This window comes from Achromobacter sp. 1014246743 (genome assembly GCF_059760725.1).
Map to the genome: position 1 here is coordinate 59,459 of NZ_JCBANA010000022.1, position 14,646 is coordinate 74,104.

At 65.8% G+C, this 14,646-nt stretch carries 15 protein-coding genes; 9 read left to right on the forward strand and 6 right to left on the reverse strand.

Going from position 1 to position 14,646, the window contains the following annotated elements; genetic code table 11:
* The 4 genes from cydB to purT all read right to left on the reverse strand — a co-directional run bounded on the left by cydB (position 1) and on the right by purT (position 4,927).
* Positions 1-1,155, reverse strand: a complete 1,155-nt coding sequence (gene cydB / locus AC6LJ2_RS11635; protein WP_263914859.1) for a cytochrome d ubiquinol oxidase subunit II — start codon at positions 1,153-1,155, stop codon at positions 1-3.
* Positions 1,156-1,168: 13 nt separating this feature from the next.
* A complete protein-coding gene (locus tag AC6LJ2_RS11640; RefSeq protein ID WP_445657770.1) occupies positions 1,169-2,743 on the reverse strand; it encodes a cytochrome ubiquinol oxidase subunit I in 1,575 nt (524 codons plus the stop codon).
* A 128-nt stretch (positions 2,744-2,871) separates the two neighbouring features.
* A complete protein-coding gene (locus AC6LJ2_RS11645) occupies positions 2,872-3,417 on the reverse strand; it encodes a GbsR/MarR family transcriptional regulator (protein WP_025141037.1) in 546 nt (181 codons plus the stop codon).
* Positions 3,418-3,709: 292 nt separating this feature from the next.
* Positions 3,710-4,927: a formate-dependent phosphoribosylglycinamide formyltransferase gene (gene purT / locus AC6LJ2_RS11650; protein ID WP_498151403.1), complete on the reverse strand. Its 1,218-nt coding sequence runs from the start codon at positions 4,925-4,927 to the stop codon at positions 3,710-3,712.
* 105 nt (positions 4,928-5,032) lie between these two features.
* Here purT and AC6LJ2_RS11655 point away from each other — a divergent pair, with 105 nt between their 5' ends.
* The 9 genes from AC6LJ2_RS11655 to AC6LJ2_RS11695 all read left to right on the forward strand — a co-directional run bounded on the left by AC6LJ2_RS11655 (position 5,033) and on the right by AC6LJ2_RS11695 (position 12,586).
* Complete coding sequence (locus AC6LJ2_RS11655) at positions 5,033-6,022, forward strand: KpsF/GutQ family sugar-phosphate isomerase (RefSeq protein WP_263914856.1); 990 nt, start codon at positions 5,033-5,035, stop codon at positions 6,020-6,022.
* The gene (locus tag AC6LJ2_RS11660; RefSeq protein WP_498151404.1) at positions 6,019-6,627 is read left to right on the forward strand and encodes a KdsC family phosphatase; all 609 of its coding nucleotides are present in this window, start codon (positions 6,019-6,021) and stop codon (positions 6,625-6,627) included. The genes AC6LJ2_RS11655 and AC6LJ2_RS11660 overlap by 4 nt, the downstream gene beginning before the upstream one ends.
* A 33-nt stretch (positions 6,628-6,660) precedes the next feature.
* A complete protein-coding gene (lptC, locus tag AC6LJ2_RS11665; protein WP_263914854.1) occupies positions 6,661-7,293 on the forward strand; it encodes an LPS export ABC transporter periplasmic protein LptC in 633 nt (210 codons plus the stop codon).
* Positions 7,290-7,931, forward strand: a complete 642-nt coding sequence (lptA, locus tag AC6LJ2_RS11670) for a lipopolysaccharide transport periplasmic protein LptA (protein WP_498151405.1) — start codon at positions 7,290-7,292, stop codon at positions 7,929-7,931. Before lptC ends, lptA begins: the two co-directional genes overlap by 4 nt.
* 33 nt (positions 7,932-7,964) lie before the next feature.
* Positions 7,965-8,759 carry an LPS export ABC transporter ATP-binding protein gene (lptB, locus tag AC6LJ2_RS11675; protein WP_025141031.1) on the forward strand — a complete coding sequence of 265 codons (795 nt, stop codon included), beginning with the start codon at positions 7,965-7,967 and terminating at the stop codon, positions 8,757-8,759.
* A 221-nt stretch (positions 8,760-8,980) separates the two neighbouring features.
* On the forward strand, positions 8,981-9,319 hold the full coding sequence (gene hpf, locus AC6LJ2_RS11680; protein ID WP_025141030.1) for a ribosome hibernation-promoting factor, HPF/YfiA family: 339 nt from the start codon (positions 8,981-8,983) through the stop codon (positions 9,317-9,319).
* Positions 9,320-9,728: 409 nt separating this feature from the next.
* On the forward strand, positions 9,729-10,184 hold the full coding sequence (locus tag AC6LJ2_RS11685; RefSeq protein ID WP_006224727.1) for a PTS sugar transporter subunit IIA: 456 nt from the start codon (positions 9,729-9,731) through the stop codon (positions 10,182-10,184).
* A 20-nt stretch (positions 10,185-10,204) separates the two neighbouring features.
* Positions 10,205-11,131 (forward strand): HPr(Ser) kinase/phosphatase, encoded by a 927-nt coding sequence (hprK, locus tag AC6LJ2_RS11690; protein WP_006216298.1) that lies wholly within the window; start codon positions 10,205-10,207, stop codon positions 11,129-11,131.
* A 21-nt stretch (positions 11,132-11,152) separates the two neighbouring features.
* On the forward strand, positions 11,153-12,586 hold the full coding sequence (locus tag AC6LJ2_RS11695) for an aminotransferase-like domain-containing protein (RefSeq protein ID WP_263914852.1): 1,434 nt from the start codon (positions 11,153-11,155) through the stop codon (positions 12,584-12,586).
* On the opposite strand, the gene AC6LJ2_RS11700 is transcribed toward AC6LJ2_RS11695, so the two are convergent.
* Together AC6LJ2_RS11700 and AC6LJ2_RS11705 are read right to left on the reverse strand one after the other, a co-directional pair.
* Positions 12,587-13,870, reverse strand: coding sequence for a c-type cytochrome (locus AC6LJ2_RS11700; protein WP_263914851.1), 1,284 nt, complete (start codon positions 13,868-13,870; stop codon positions 12,587-12,589).
* A gap of 12 nt (positions 13,871-13,882) precedes the next feature.
* The gene (locus tag AC6LJ2_RS11705; RefSeq protein WP_498151406.1) at positions 13,883-14,638 is read right to left on the reverse strand and encodes a c-type cytochrome; all 756 of its coding nucleotides are present in this window, start codon (positions 14,636-14,638) and stop codon (positions 13,883-13,885) included.
* Positions 14,639-14,646 lie beyond the last annotated feature (8 nt).

Genomic DNA, 14,646 nt, shown 5'->3' on the forward strand with positions numbered 1-14,646 from the left:
TCAGTATGAGTTGGGCGTGTCGCCCACGGATGCATGGGTCACCTTGCCGCGCATGACGCGGTACACCCAGGCGGTGTAGAGCGTCACGATCGGCAGGAAGATGACAACGGCGATCACCATGATCCACAGCGTCATGTGGCTGGACGATGCGTCCCAGACCGTCAGGCCGGCCTTGGGGTTGGTCGACGACGGCATCAGGAACGGGAACAGCGAGAAGCCCACGGTCAGGATGACACCCGCAATCGACACCGACGACGCCAGGAACGACAGCACGTTGGCGCGCAGCGTCAGGAACAGCAACACCAGCACCGCGCCGGCCACGCCCAGGATGGGCGCGATCCACATCAGCGGCCAGGTGGCGTAGTTGGCCATCCAGGCGCCCGTCTGCACGGCTACCGTCTTGAGCATCGGGTCCGACGGACCTTGCATGTCGACCGCGCTGGTGATGGCATGGCCGCCAATGCCGCCGGCCACCCAGAAGCCGCCCGCGATGAACAGCGCCAGCGTCAGCAGCGCACCCAGACGGCCCCAGTTGCGGGCCCGCGACGAGATCGGGTCTTCGGTACGCCATGCCAGCAGCACGGCGCCGTGCATGGCCAGCATCACCACGCTCAGCACGCCGCACAACAGCGCAAACGGCGTGAACAGCTGGTAGAAATGGCCCTGGTAGACCATGCGCAGCGCGTTGCCGTCGAACGTGAAGGGCACGCCCAGGATGATGTTGCCGACCGCCACGCCGAACACCAGCGAAGCCACGACGCCAGAAAAGCACAGCACGCCGTCCCAGGTATTGCGCCAGCGGGTACCTTCCATCTTGCTGCGGTACTTGAAGCCCACCGGACGCAGGATCAGCGCGATCAGCGCCAGCATCATCGCCAGGTAGAAGCCCGAGAACGACGCGGCGTACAGCAAGGGCCAGGCGGCGAAAATGGCACCGCCGGCGGTGATCAGCCACACCTGGTTGCCTTCCCAGACGGGGCCGACAACGTTGATGACGACCCGGCGCTCGGCGTCGGTCTTGGCCACCACGGGCAGCAGCGCCGCCACGCCCAGGTCAAAACCATCCATGACGGCAAAGCCGATCAACAGCGCGCCCAGCAGGGCCCACCAGACCACCCGCAAGGTGGCGTAGTCGAAAGGAATAAGGGTATCCATTGCGTCTCTCCCCTTAAGCGCGCACGGCGGCGCGGACAGGATCGGCGGCGGCGCCGGCGGGCGCAGGCGCGTCGGATTTCGGTCCGGCCTTGATCGCGTGCAGCATCACCTTCACGCCGATGATGAGCAGCACCGTGTACAACACCAGGAAGATCGCCAGGCTGATGGCCAGATCGGCGATGGTCAGGCCCGATGCCGCGTAGTACGTCGGCAGCACGCCTTCGATCACCCAGGGTTGGCGGCCGTATTCGGCCACGAACCAGCCGCTTTCGATCGCCACCCACGGCAGCGGCAGGCTCCACAGCGCCACCTTCAGCAGGCCACGCCGGCTGTCGAGCCGACCGCGCGAGGCCAGCCAGAACGCCACGCCGAAGAACAGGATCAGGTACATGCCCACGGCCACCATGATGCGGAACGCCCAGAACAGCGGCGCCACGTTCGGCACGGTGTCGATGGCCGCCTTCTTGATGTCGTCTTCGGTGACCTTGCTCATGTCGGGCTGGTGCCGCTTGACCAGCAGCGCGTAGCCCAGGTCCGGCCAGGTGCGGTCGAACACCATGCGCGCATCGGTATCCTTGGGATTGGCGCGGATCTTCTGCAGGGCGTCGTACGCCACCATGCCGTCGCGGATGCGGTTTTCGGCACGCAGGATCAGGTCGTCGATACCCAGCAGCGGCGTCGTGAGCGAACGCGTGCCGATGATGCCCATGACGTACGGGATCTCGATGGCGAAGTCATTCTTGCGCTCGGCCTGGTTGGGGATCGCGATCAGGTTGAAGGATGCCGGCGCAGGCTCGGTGTGCCACATGGACTCCATGGCCGCGATCTTCATCTTCTGGTGTTCGGTCGTGAGATAGCCACTTTCGTCGCCCAGCACGACCACCGACAGCGCGGACGCCAGGCCGAAACTGGCCGCCACCGCCATCGAGCGCTTGGCCAGGTCGGTGTGACGGCCCTTGAGCAGGTACCAGGCGCTGATCGACATGACGAACATGGCGCCGGCCACGTAGCCCGCGCTGACCGTGTGCACGAACTTGGCCTGGGCCACCGGGTTGAAGATCACCGCGGCGAAGTCGGTCATTTCCATGCGCATCGTGTCCGGATTGAATACGGACCCGACCGGGTTCTGCATCCAGCCGTTGGCGATCAGGATCCACAGCGCCGAGAAGTTGGTACCGAACGCCACCAGCCAGGTCACCACCAGGTGGCTGACCTTGGACATGCGGTTCCAGCCGAAGAAGAACAGGCCGACGAAGGTGGCTTCCAGGAAGAAGGCCATCAACCCTTCGAGCGCCAGCGGCGCACCGAAGATATCGCCCACGTAGTGGCTGTAGTAAGACCAGTTCATGCCGAACTGGAACTCCATGACCACGCCCGTGGCCACGCCCAGCGCGAAGTTGATGCCGAACAGCGTGCCCCAGAACATGGTCATCCGCTTCCAGATGGGGCGGCCAGTCATGACGTACACGCTTTCCATGATGGCCAGGATGAACGACAGGCCAAGCGTGAGAGGGACGAAAAGGAAGTGGTAAAGCGCGGTCGCGGCAAACTGGAATCGCGACAGGTTCACTACGTCGAGATCAATCATTGGGGCGCTCCCAGGCAGGTGAGTAGCCACAGCAACCGGCGTGGTTCCCAGGCCGTCTCTCGCGCCATGATACGGGCGATGTATACAACTTCATAGAGGTTTCCTGAAAAAATCGGGGCGGATCGAAATCAGCTCTTGCCCCGCAATTTGCCGGCGAATCCAAGTACTTTCTGCACCTTAGAACCCAGCTTCATCAGGTTCTGCAGCGTCTCGGGCGGCAGGCGTTGAACCTCATCGAACCATCCGGTGGACAGTTCGATGAGCTCCAGCATTTCGGTCATGCGCTGCTGCGCATAGGCTTCGTTGGGCCCCGACGGGGGCTCGAGCAGGGTGTCGCGCAGCAGGGTCAGGGTGGGATCGATTTCGCGCTTGCGCTTTTCTTCCATGAGGATGCGGAAGATCTCCCAGACATCCTTGGGGGTCTCGAAGTAGTCGCGGCGGTCGCCCACCTGGTGCACCAGCTTGACCAGGCGCCAGGACTGCAACTCTTTGAGGCCCAGGCTGACGTTGGAACGCGAAAAGCCCAGCGTTTCGGCAATGTCGTCGGCGTGCAGGGGCTCGGGCGACAGGAACAGCAAGGCGTAGATCTGGCCGACGGTGCGGTTCACGCCCCAACGGCTGCCCATTTCGCCGAAATGCAGGACGAAACGTTCGTTTTGAGGGGTAAGCACCATGAGCAGTCCCGGCCAGTCAGCAACCACGGCGCCGAATCCCGACCTGAATGGTCGGATATAACTAGTTACGCCGTTTTCAGAAATTCCTGAAATTATCGAACAAACTGTGCGAAAGCGCAAACCACACTGGTCTCAGGGGTATTGCCGCAAGCGCAGGCAAATCTGGCGTTCCGCCCTGCAAGGTAGAGCCTGCTTGTTGCAATCTCGCGACGAAAAAAAGCCACCGGCCGGTCAGGCGGGTGGCGAGATAAGGCACTGCCGGGCGCCATTGCGGCGCCCGGCCAGGGAACGGTCAGCCGGCCTTGACGGTCACGGCAGCCGACACGCGCTTGGCCTTGGCACGCGCGGCGGCGACGTCCTCGGCCACGGCCAGGCCCACGCCCATGCGCCGCTTGACGAAGGACTCCGGCTTGCCGAACAGGCGGATGTCGGTACCCGGCTCGGCCAGCGCCTGCGCCACGTTGTGGAACGTCACGGCCTGCGCATCGACGCCGCCGTAGATGACGCTGCTGGCGCCGGGCTGGCGCAGCGAGGTGTCCACCGGCAGCCCCAGCAGGGCGCGGGCGTGCAGCTCGAATTCGTTCTGGGCCTGGGTGATCATGGTGACCATGCCGGTGTCGTGCGGCCGCGGGCTGACTTCCGAGAACCAGACCTGGTCGCCGGCCACGAACAGCTCGACGCCGAAAATGCCCAGGCCGCCCAGTTCGGACGTGACGGCCAGCGCGATCTCGCGCGAACGCGCCAGCGCGGCGGGCGACATCGGGTGCGGCTGCCAGCTTTCGACGTAGTCGCCGTCGACCTGCTTGTGGCCGATGGGCTCGCAGTAGCGGGTCTCGACCTGGCCGTCCGCGCCACGGGCGCGCACGGTCAGCAGGGTGATTTCGTAGTCGAAGCGGATGAAGCCTTCGACGATGGCACGGCCCCCGCCCACCCGGCCGCCTTCCTGGGCATAGCGCCAGGCGGTCGCGACGTCGTCCACGCTCTTGATGACCGACTGGCCCTTGCCCGACGAGGACATGACCGGCTTGATGACGCACGGATAGCCGATGCCGCCGTCGATGGCCTGGCGCAGTTCGTCCTCGGTATCCACGAAACGGTAGGGCGAGGTCGGCAGGCCCAGGGTCTCGGCCGCCAGGCGGCGGATGCCTTCGCGGTTCATGGTCAGCTGGGCCGCCCGGGCGGTCGGGGTGACCCGGGCCACGCCCGCCGATTCCAGTTCCACCAGCAAACTGGTGGCAATGGCCTCGATTTCGGGGACAATAACGTGCGGCTGCTCTTGCTGGATGACCCGTTTCAGGGCTTCCGGGTCCGTCATCGACACCACATGGGCGCGGTGCGCCACCTGGTGGCCTGGCGCGTCCGCATACCGGTCCACCGCAATGACTTCCACGCCCAGCCTTTGCAGGGCGATGATGACCTCTTTGCCCAATTCGCCCGATCCGAGCAGCATGACTCGGGTGGCCAAGGGGGACAGGGGCGTGCCAAGGACGGGGCTGGGAATGCTGGACATGGAGCGGGCCTGGAAAGGAAAGATTGATAGCCGGATAAAAGAGCCGCCAGGATGCCATACCCCCCTGCCCGGGGCAAACCCGCAACCTGATATTAAAATCCCCTGATGACCGACCATCCCACTACATCGTCCGACACCGCGCTGGCATCTGCGCGCAGGACGCTGCAAATCGAAAGCCAGGGCATCCTCGACCTGGCCGCCCGCCTGGACGACAGTTTCGCGCAGGTGGTCGCCATGCTGCTGGCCTGCCGCGGCCGCGTGGTCGTCAGCGGCATCGGCAAGACCGGCCATGTTGCCCGCAAGATCGCCGCGACCCTGGCCTCCACGGGTACGCCTGCCTTCTTCGTGCATGCCGCCGAGGCCGTGCATGGCGACCTGGGCATGATCACCCGCGACGACGTGCTGATCGCCATTTCTTATTCCGGCTCCGGCCAGGAACTGCTGACCATCCTGCCGGTGGCGCGCCGCATGGGCGCGGGTCTGGTCGCCATCACCGGCAACCCGCAATCCGAGCTGGCCCGCCTGGCCGACGTCCATCTGGACGCCAGCGTGGCGCAGGAAGCCTGCCCGCTGAACCTGGCCCCCACCGCCAGCACCACTGCGGCCCTGGCCCTGGGCGACGCCCTGGCCGTGGCCTGCCTGGAGGCCCGCGGCTTTGGCCCGCAGGATTTCGCCCGCTCGCACCCCGGCGGCGCGCTGGGCCGCCGCCTGCTGACCCACGTGCGCGACGTCATGCGCCAGGGCGACGCCCTGCCCATCGTGGCGGCGGGCACGCCGGTGTCGCAGGCCCTCGAGGTCATGTCCGCCAAGGGCATGGGCATGACCGTGGTCACCGACGCCCGGCACCGCCCGCTGGGCATCTTCACCGACGGCGACCTGCGCCGCCTGATCGCACGCTACGGCGACATCCGCAGCCTGACGGTCGACGAAGGCATGACCCGCTCCCCCCGCAGCGTCAATCCGGACGCGCTGGCCGTCGAGGCCGCCCGCCAGATGGACGACCAGCGACTCAATCACATGCTGGTGCTGGACGCCCACGGCGCCCTGCTCGGCGCCCTGCATATGCACGACCTGATGGCCGCCAAAGTGGTATGACTATGACCCTTCCCCCTTCGATCACCCACCCGGCCGAAGCGCTGGTCCTGGCCCGTATCAGCCCGGCCGTGCGCGAACGCGCCGCCGCCGTGCGCCTGATGGTTTTCGACGTGGATGGCGTGCTGACCGATGGCAGCCTGTACTACGGTGAAACCGGCGAAGCCCTCAAGCGTTTCCACGTGCTGGACGGCCATGGGCTGCGTCTGCTGATGGAAGGCGGCCTGCAGATCGCCCTGATGACCGGCCGTTCCGGCCCCATCGTGGCGCGCCGCGCGGCCGAACTCGGCATTTCCGAGGTCATGCAAGGCGTGCGCGACAAAGGCGCGGCGCTGGCCGAACTTGCGCAGCGCAGCGCGGTCCAACTGAACCAGACCGGCTACATGGGCGATGACATCATCGACCTGCCGGCCATGCAACGCGCGGGCTTTGCCGCCAGCGTGCCGAACGCGCCGGGCTACGTCAGCCAGGCAGCCCACTGGATCGCCACCCAGCCCGGCGGCAGCGGGGCGGTGCGCGAATGCTGCGACCTGCTGCTGGCCTCGCAAGGCCGCCTGGGCGGCTTCCTGGCCTCGCCGGGCCTGCTCGGCCCGGGCGCCATCCAGTAAGCGTCCTTAACCACGCCCTCACCGGCAGACCTGATGAAAGATCGTTTTCCTTCCCTGATCGCGCTGTTCCTGCTGCTGGTGCTCGTCGCCAGCACGTACTGGGCGGCCGACTACGCGCAGCGCGCCATCCAGACGGATCCGCCGCGCCGCGTCACGCACGAAATGGACGCCTGGTCGCGCAATTTCGTGATGCTGCGTACCGACCCCACCGGCCGTCCGATCAATCGCCTGGAAGGCGAATACGCCGAGCATTTCCCGGACGACGATTCGTATCACATCACCCAGCCGCGAGCCATCGGCCAACGCGAAGCCAACCCCATCACCGTGGGCGTGTCCAAGACCGCCGTCATGGAACAGGGCGGCAAGCGCATCGTCATGAATGGCGACGCCCACGTGCACCGCCAGCCTGATCCCAACAACGACGTGCTGGACGTGCGCAGCCAGCAGCTCATCCTGCTGCCCGACGACGACGTGGTCTACACCGACCTGCCGGCCGAGGTCATCAAGGGACGCTCGCGCATGAACGGCAAGGGCATGCACTACAACAACAAGACACGCCAACTGCAGGTATCGGCCTCCACCGACGTGGAAATCGCCGGCACGGAAAACAAGTCGCGCCGCCAGACCGAGATCCCTGCCAACACCTCTGACCAGAAGAAACCATGACCGACCTTCGGATTCGCATTGCCCCCACCACGCGCCTGCTGGGCGCGGTGCTGCTGATGGCATCGGCGGTTGCGCCGGCGCTCGCGGCCGACCCCAAGCCGGCCGCCAGCGCTGCCAAGGCCGCGCCCGCCGAGGAACCCACCACCACGATCCTGTCGGACACCCTGCACTACGACGACGTCAAGAAGCAGAGCGTCTTCACCGGCAACGTCAACATGACGCGCGGCCTGATGACGCTGACCTCCGACGTGCTGGAAATGCGCGAAGACGCCGCGGGCAACCAGTACGGCACCGCAACGGCCAACAAGGGCAAGGTCGTCACCATCCGCCAGGAACGCCCCGAAACCTTCGAACTGATCGAAGGCAAGGGCCTGCGCGCCGAATACGACGGCACCAAGAGCACCTTCGACCTGATCGGCCAGGCCGTGGTCGTGCGTTACGTCTGTGGCAAACCTTTCGACACCATCCGCGGGGAACGGGTACGCTACAACGAAAAGAGCGGCACCTACGAAGCCCAGGGCGGCCCGAATTCGGCCGCCGCGGGCGGACGGGTCCGCTCGGTGGCCGAACCGCGCGCCAAGTCCGATGCCGCCGTGGCGGAATGCCGCAAGCAGCAAGAATCGAAGAAAGGGCGTTAAAGCGCCTCCCATGCCCCACCATACGCAGCCACGATGAACCAACCCTCTGTGCAGACCCCTGTGACCTCCGCCCCTTCGGGCGTCAAGCAGGGCAGCCTGCGCGCAACCGGCTTGCGCAAGACCTACAACGGCCGCACCGTGGTGCAGGACGTGTCCCTGTCCGTCGTCAGCGGCGAAGTGGTCGGCTTGCTCGGCCCCAACGGCGCCGGCAAGACCACCAGCTTCTACATGATCGTGGGCCTGGTGCCGGCCGACGCCGGCCGCATCGAGATCGACGGCTCGGTCATCACCGCCATGCCGATCCACAAGCGGGCCCGCATGGGGCTGTCCTACCTGCCCCAGGACGCCTCGGTGTTCCGGCGCCTGACGGTCGAGCAGAACATCCGTGCGGTGCTTGAATTGCAATTGGGGCCTGATGGTCGTCCGCTGTCCACGCCCAAGATCAACGAGCAGATGGAACTGCTGCTCGAAGAGCTGCAGATCGGCCATATCCGCAGCAACGCCGCCATCTCGCTGTCGGGCGGCGAACGGCGCCGCGTGGAAATCGCGCGTGCGCTGGCCACCAGCCCGCGCTTCATCCTGCTGGACGAACCCTTTGCCGGCGTGGATCCCATCGCGGTGATCGAAATCCAGCGCATCGTGCGCTTCTTGAAGGGCCGCGGCATCGGCGTGCTGATCACCGACCACAACGTGCGCGAAACGCTAGGCATCTGCGACCGCGCCTACATCATCAGCGAAGGCAAGGTCCTGACCGACGGCCACCCCGACGAAATCGTCGGCGATCCGGCCGTGCGGCGTGTCTACCTGGGCGAGCACTTCCGCATGTAACAGGCCTTGGGGAAAGCCCCTAGAGGCCCATCCCGGCCCCTGGGAGCTCCCCCTGAGACTCAGCCATAAAAATGCCATGAACTTGCGCTAGGTCAGCTTGTTTTATCGGCCCGAGTCTATACACTAGTACCAAACGAACCCTCTCAAACAAGGAGAACGCCTAACGACCCCACCGCGCATTTTGCGCACCATTTTTTCCTCTTTTAGAAGGAGAGCACACTATGAACCTGAGCATCTGCGGTCGTCACCTCGACGTCACCCCGGCCATCCGGGAATATGTCATGAACAAATTGGCGCGAGTGCTGCGGCATTTCGATCACGTCATCGATACCCAGGTCATGCTCTCAGTAGAGCCCCTGCGGCACAGAGCCGAAATCACCATGCGTCTTAGCGGCAAGGATATTCATTGTGAAGCAACCGATGAAAATCTCTACGCGGCCATAGACCTTCTTGCTGACAAAGTCGACCGTCAGGTCATCAAGCACAAGGACAAGGTACGAAGTCACACGGCCGAGTCCGTGAAGCGGCAAGCGGCGAGCCTCTCGCCACCCCAGCAGTAACGCGCTTCATGATCCGCTCGACGTAAGAACCAAGCTAAACAGCGATTCTTGAATCCTGCCTAAGTCCCGGTGTCCCGCTAGACGAATCGTCCAGCCGGGGCATCGGCAAACTCCCCTCCCGCTGTCCCCCTCCCCGCTTGGCCCCCATCTTTTGTCCCCGATTCTCGACGTGTGTCGACGACTCCGCATCGCCCATCCCTGACGCGCGACATCGCCTTGCTCCGGCACCCGAACGACACCCTCGTGCACGAGAATGCCCACAACGCGCCGCGATCGGTCTATGCTGTCGCTCTCGCCCCGGGGCCCATCCGCCCTGGCAAGCGCCGAGCCGGGCCACTCGAAGCCCGCCGCGCAAGGCACCCTGGTCCGGCATTTTTTGCAGTGCGTCATATAACCCTATAATGGTCCGATGAATCATTTGTCGCGCATCCTTCCCGCCGGCAACGTCGTCCTCGATATGCTCGCCACGAGCAAGAAGCGCGCGTTCGAACAGGCTGGCCTTCTCTTTGAAAACAACCATGGCTTGGCACGCGCGCTCGTGTTCGACAGTCTGTTCGCACGTGAGCGCCTGGGTTCGACCGCCCTGGGCCAAGGCGTGGCAGTGCCCCATGGCCGCGTAAAGGGCCTGGAGCAGGCGCTGGCCGCGTTCATCCGCCTGGCGCAACCCATCACGTTCGACGCCCCCGATGGCCAACCCGTCTCGATGCTGCTCTGCCTGCTGGTGCCGGAAACCGCCACGCAACAACACCTGGATATCCTGGCTGAACTGGCGCAACTGATGTCGAACAAGGCATTGCGCGAAGCCCTGGCCACGGAGGCCGATCCGGCCATCGTCCACAAGATGCTCACCACCGGCCAACTCTGACCCCTCGCGGAAACGCTGCCATGCTTACGGTGCAGGAACTCGTCGACGACAACGCCGACAAAATCCCCTTCAACTGGATTTCCGGACAAGGGGCCGCAGACCGCGCAATTCCCGACGACGGCATGGCAGCCGCGGACCTGGTGGGGCACTTGAACCTGATCCACCCGTCGCGCATCCAGGTGTTCGGCCAGGAAGAACTGGCGTACTACACCCGCTTCGACCTGCGCCGCCGCATGCACCACATGGACGAGCTGCTGATCGGCGGCGTGCCGGCCATCCTGCTGGCCGACGGCCTGACGCCGCCCCAAGACCTGGTGGACCAATGCGACCAGCATCAGGTGCCGCTGCTGTCCACGCCGGTCGCGGCCGCGCAACTGATCGACCTCTTGCGCATCTACCTGGGCAAGAAGCTGGCGCCCACCACCACGGTGCACGGCGTATTCCTGGACGTGCTGGGCCTGGGCGTGCTGATCACCGGTGAATCGGGCCTGGGCAAGAGCGAACTGGCGCTGGAACTGATTTCGCGCGGCCACGGCCTGGTGGCCGATGATGCGGTGGAATTCTCGCGCACCGCGCCCAACATGATCGAAGGCCACTGTCCGCAACTGCTGCAGAACCTGCTGGAAGTGCGCGGCCTGGGCCTGCTCGACATCCGCACCATCTTCGGCGAGACCTCGGTGCGCCGCAAAATGCGCCTGAAGCTGATCGTGCACCTGGTGCGCGCCACGGCACAGGACAAGTTCGAGCGCCTGCCACTGCAGGACATCACCCAGGACATGCTGGGCCTGCCGGTGCGCAAGGTCATGCTGCAAGTGGCGGCGGGCCGCAACCTGGCGGTGCTGGTCGAAGCCGCCGTGCGCAATACCATCCTGAAGCTGCGCGGCATCGACACCCTGGGCGAGTTCATGGAACGCCAGGCCATGGCGATCCTGCAAAGCAGCAAGTAACGGCGCGTCGCCCCGCGGCTCGTGAGCCTGTACGAAAAACTCGCCAACGACATCGCCCAGTCGATCCGCGATGGCGTATTGCGCGTAGGCGACAAGCTGCCATCGGTGCGCGATGCCTGCGCCAGCCGCGGCGTCAGCCCGTCGACGGTGTTCCAGGCCTATTACCTGCTCGAAGCGCGCGGCCTGGTCCGGGCGCGCCCCCGCTCCGGCTACTACGTCAATACGCGCAGCGACAGCCTGCCGCCCGAGCCGGACACGTCCTGCCCCGATGGCGAATCCACCGAACTCGCAATCAGCGAACGCATCTTCGACATCCTGGATTCGGTGCGCAATCGCGAGGTCACGCCGCTGGGCTCGGCGTTTCCGTCGCCGCTGCTGTTTCCCTTGCCACGGCTGGCGCAAGCCATGGCCACGCATCTGAAACGCCAGGACCCGCTGGCCACGATGGAAGACCTGTCGCCCGGCAATCCCGGCCTGCGCAGGCAGATCGCGCTGCGCTACCTGATCGCGGGCATCAATGTGCCGGCCAGCGACATCGTGATCACCAACGGCGCGCTCGAAGCATTGAATCTTTGCCTGCAAGCGGTCACGCAGCCTGGCGACACCGTCATCGTCGAGGCGCCGACCTTCTACGGCGCCTTGCAGGCCCTGGAACGCCTGGGGTTGAAAGCCCTGGAAGTGCCGACCCACCCGCGCACTGGCGTGGACCTGGGCGCGATAGAAGCCGCCATCCAGCGTCATGCACCCAAGGCCTGCTGGTTGATGACGCAGTTCCAGAATCCGCTGGGCAGCCTGATGCCCGAGGAAAAGAAGCGCCAACTGGTCGAGCTGCTGACGCGCCATGACGTTGCGCTGATCGAGGACGACGTCTACGGCGAGCTCTACTTTGGCGCGACGCGCCCCGTGCCCGCCAAAGCCTTCGACACGCAGGGCCTGGTGCTGCACTGCTCGTCGTTTTCGAAATGCCTGGCGCCGGGCTACCGCATCGGCTGGGCCAGCGCGGGGCGCTACACGCAGCGCGTGCAGCGCTTGAAGCTGTCATCGACGCTATCGGCATCCAGCCCCGCGCAAGGCGCCATTGCCGAATACCTGGAGCAAGGCGGTTACGACCGCCACCTGCGACGGCTGCGGGAAACCTTGCAGACCCAGCAGGACTTGATGGCCAATGCGATTGCCCGTGAATTTCCCGCAGGCACCCGCGTGACGCGGCCACAAGGCGGCTTCTTCCTATGGTTGGAAATGCCGGCCGCGGTGGATGCGCTGGCCCTGCATCGGCAAGCATTGGCGCGCGGCATCAGCGTGGCGCCGGGCCCGATCTTCTCGGCCAGCGGCCAGTTCGGCAATGCGCTGCGCCTGAACTACGGCCATCTGTGGGACGAAGGCCAGGCCGATGCCATCCGCGTATTGGGCGAGATGGCGCGCGCAGCCTGCAGCCAGGCCGCGCGGCGCCGCTGATCAGTTGCGGGTCGAGGCAGCGCGGGCGCGCTTGACCTCCAGCGGCGTCACCCCGCCCGCTTCATTGCCCCAGCTGTTGCGGATGTAGGACACCAGCATGGCGACATCGTTGTCGTTGAGCAATTGGCCGTAGGGCGGCATGCCATGCGGCCGCGGATTGGTCGCGGTGGCCGGCGCAAAGCCGCCGTCCAGCACCATGCGGATGGCATTGAGGGGCGATGGCGCGGTTACGGTGGGGTTGCCGGCCAACGCGGGCCACGCGCCCGGGCTGCCCTCGCCTGCCGCCTGGTGGCACTGCACACACTGCTGGCGATAGATCTTGCCACCCAGCTCCATCGCGGCCGGCGATACGGCGGCGGTGGGCCGGTCGGTCGAAGCCGGCGTATCGGGCAATGACTTGAGATACACGCCCATCGCCAGCGCGTCCTCGCCCGTCAGGTGCTGCGTGCTGCCCAGCACCACTTCGGCCATCGGGCCGCTGGCGCTGGAGTGCGCTGCCATACCGGTTTGCAGCAGGTCGGCAATATCCTGGGCCGACCAGCGCCCCAGGCCGGCCCGCGGGTCGTTGGTCAAGGGCGGCGCATACCACTCCAATCCCGGGATGACGCCGCCGGTCAGACCGTCAGCCGCGCGGGTCGCGCCCAGGCTGTTGCGCGGCGCGTGACAGGCGGCGCAATGGCCCAGGCCTTCGACCAGGTAGCGGCCGCGATTCCATTGGGCCGATTGGCCGGGATCCGCTTCCTGCACGCCGGGTTTGAAATACAGCGTTCGCCAGGCTGCCAGCAACACGCGCTGGTCGTAGGGAAAATCCAGTTCGGGCGGCCGGCTGGGCTGGCTGACCGGCGTCACGGTGCGCAAGAACGCATACAGCGAATCAGCGTCGGCCCGGCTGATTCGGGTGTACTCCGTGTACGGAAAGGCCGGGTACAGCAAAGTCCCATCGCGCGACTTGCCGTTGTGCAGGGCCTGCCAGAAGTCGTCGGCGCTCCAGGCGCCGATGCCGGTCTTTTCGTCCGGCGTGATGTTGGGGCCGTAGATCGTGCCGAACGGCGTGGGAATGGGGGTGCCGCCCGCATAGGCCTGCCCGCCCCGCGCGGTATGGCAGGCCATGCAATTGCCGGCCAGCGCCAGGTAGCGACCGCGCTCGATCCGCTGCTGCGGATCGGATGGCGCGGCGGTGGGGCCAGTACTGGCATCATCGCGCGTGCCCAGCCAATACACGGCGCCCACGCCGACCACGGCCAGCGCCAGCAGGAACCCCAGGATTTTTTTCATCAGCGTCATCGTTCGCCCCCGTTACCGTTGCGCCTGGCTGCCGCACTCGGCGGGCAGACGCAAGGAGCCGGCGGGCTCGGGGCCATAGGTGTCAGGCACCGGCTGCGACGACAGCCATGCCGCCAGCGCGCCGATGTCTTCTGGCGTGAGCTTGTTGGCAATGTCGGCCATGCAGTCGGGCGCGGCGGCGCGGCGCAGACCATTCTTCCAGCTGCCGATCTGCGAACCGATGTAGTCGCGCGGCAATCCCAGCAGGCCGGGCACGGCAGGCAGCAGGCCGCCCAGGGCCGCCCCGTGGCAGGCCGCACAGGCCGGCAGCCCGCGGGTAGCGTCACCCGTCAGTGCCAGGGTGCGCCCTGCCTCGAGCGTGGCACTGGAGACCTCGGCACGCACGGGCGGCGGATACGGCGCGTGCTGCGCGGCGAAGTACGCCGCCATGTCATGCAGGTAGGCGTCCGGCAGGCCCGCCAGCAGGTGCGACATGGGCCGGTACTGACGCCGGTCGTCGCGGAAATTCAACAGCTGGTGATACAGGTATTCCTGCGGCTTGCCCGCCAGGCGGGGGTAGTAGCCGTCGGCGCCCGCACGGCCCTGCACGCCATGACAGGCCGTACAGGCCGCCACACGGGCCTCCATGGTGCCCGGCTGCAAGACCTGCGGCGTGTCCTGCGCCATCGCGGGCGCCGCTGCAAACGCGATCAGCGTGGCGGCCAACAGACGACATTTGGCCCAAAACCGCGGCAGTGAAACACTACAAAAGGAAATGAGGGCTAACATCTAGGACC

Bases quoted from the DNA above. Each gene is read 5' to 3' on its own strand.
- AC6LJ2_RS11655 (WP_263914856.1), top strand. From the start codon at position 5,033: ATGACCGACCATCCCACTACATCGTCCGACACCGCGCTGGCATCTGCG.
- hprK (WP_006216298.1), top strand. From the start codon at position 10,205: ATGCTTACGGTGCAGGAACTCGTCGACGACAACGCCGACAAAATCCCC.
- AC6LJ2_RS11705 (WP_498151406.1), bottom strand. From the start codon at position 14,638: ATGTTAGCCCTCATTTCCTTTTGTAGTGTTTCACTGCCGCGGTTTTGG.
- purT (WP_498151403.1), bottom strand. From the start codon at position 4,927: ATGTCCAGCATTCCCAGCCCCGTCCTTGGCACGCCCCTGTCCCCCTTG.
- lptB (WP_025141031.1), top strand. From the start codon at position 7,965: ATGAACCAACCCTCTGTGCAGACCCCTGTGACCTCCGCCCCTTCGGGC.
- hpf (WP_025141030.1), top strand. From the start codon at position 8,981: ATGAACCTGAGCATCTGCGGTCGTCACCTCGACGTCACCCCGGCCATC.
- lptA (WP_498151405.1), top strand. From the start codon at position 7,290: ATGACCGACCTTCGGATTCGCATTGCCCCCACCACGCGCCTGCTGGGC.
- cydB (WP_263914859.1), bottom strand. From the start codon at position 1,155: ATGGATACCCTTATTCCTTTCGACTACGCCACCTTGCGGGTGGTCTGG.
- AC6LJ2_RS11685 (WP_006224727.1), top strand. From the start codon at position 9,729: ATGAATCATTTGTCGCGCATCCTTCCCGCCGGCAACGTCGTCCTCGAT.
- AC6LJ2_RS11640 (WP_445657770.1), bottom strand. From the start codon at position 2,743: ATGATTGATCTCGACGTAGTGAACCTGTCGCGATTCCAGTTTGCCGCG.
- lptC (WP_263914854.1), top strand. From the start codon at position 6,661: ATGAAAGATCGTTTTCCTTCCCTGATCGCGCTGTTCCTGCTGCTGGTG.
- AC6LJ2_RS11645 (WP_025141037.1), bottom strand. From the start codon at position 3,417: ATGGTGCTTACCCCTCAAAACGAACGTTTCGTCCTGCATTTCGGCGAA.
- AC6LJ2_RS11700 (WP_263914851.1), bottom strand. From the start codon at position 13,870: ATGACGCTGATGAAAAAAATCCTGGGGTTCCTGCTGGCGCTGGCCGTG.
- AC6LJ2_RS11660 (WP_498151404.1), top strand. From the start codon at position 6,019: ATGACTATGACCCTTCCCCCTTCGATCACCCACCCGGCCGAAGCGCTG.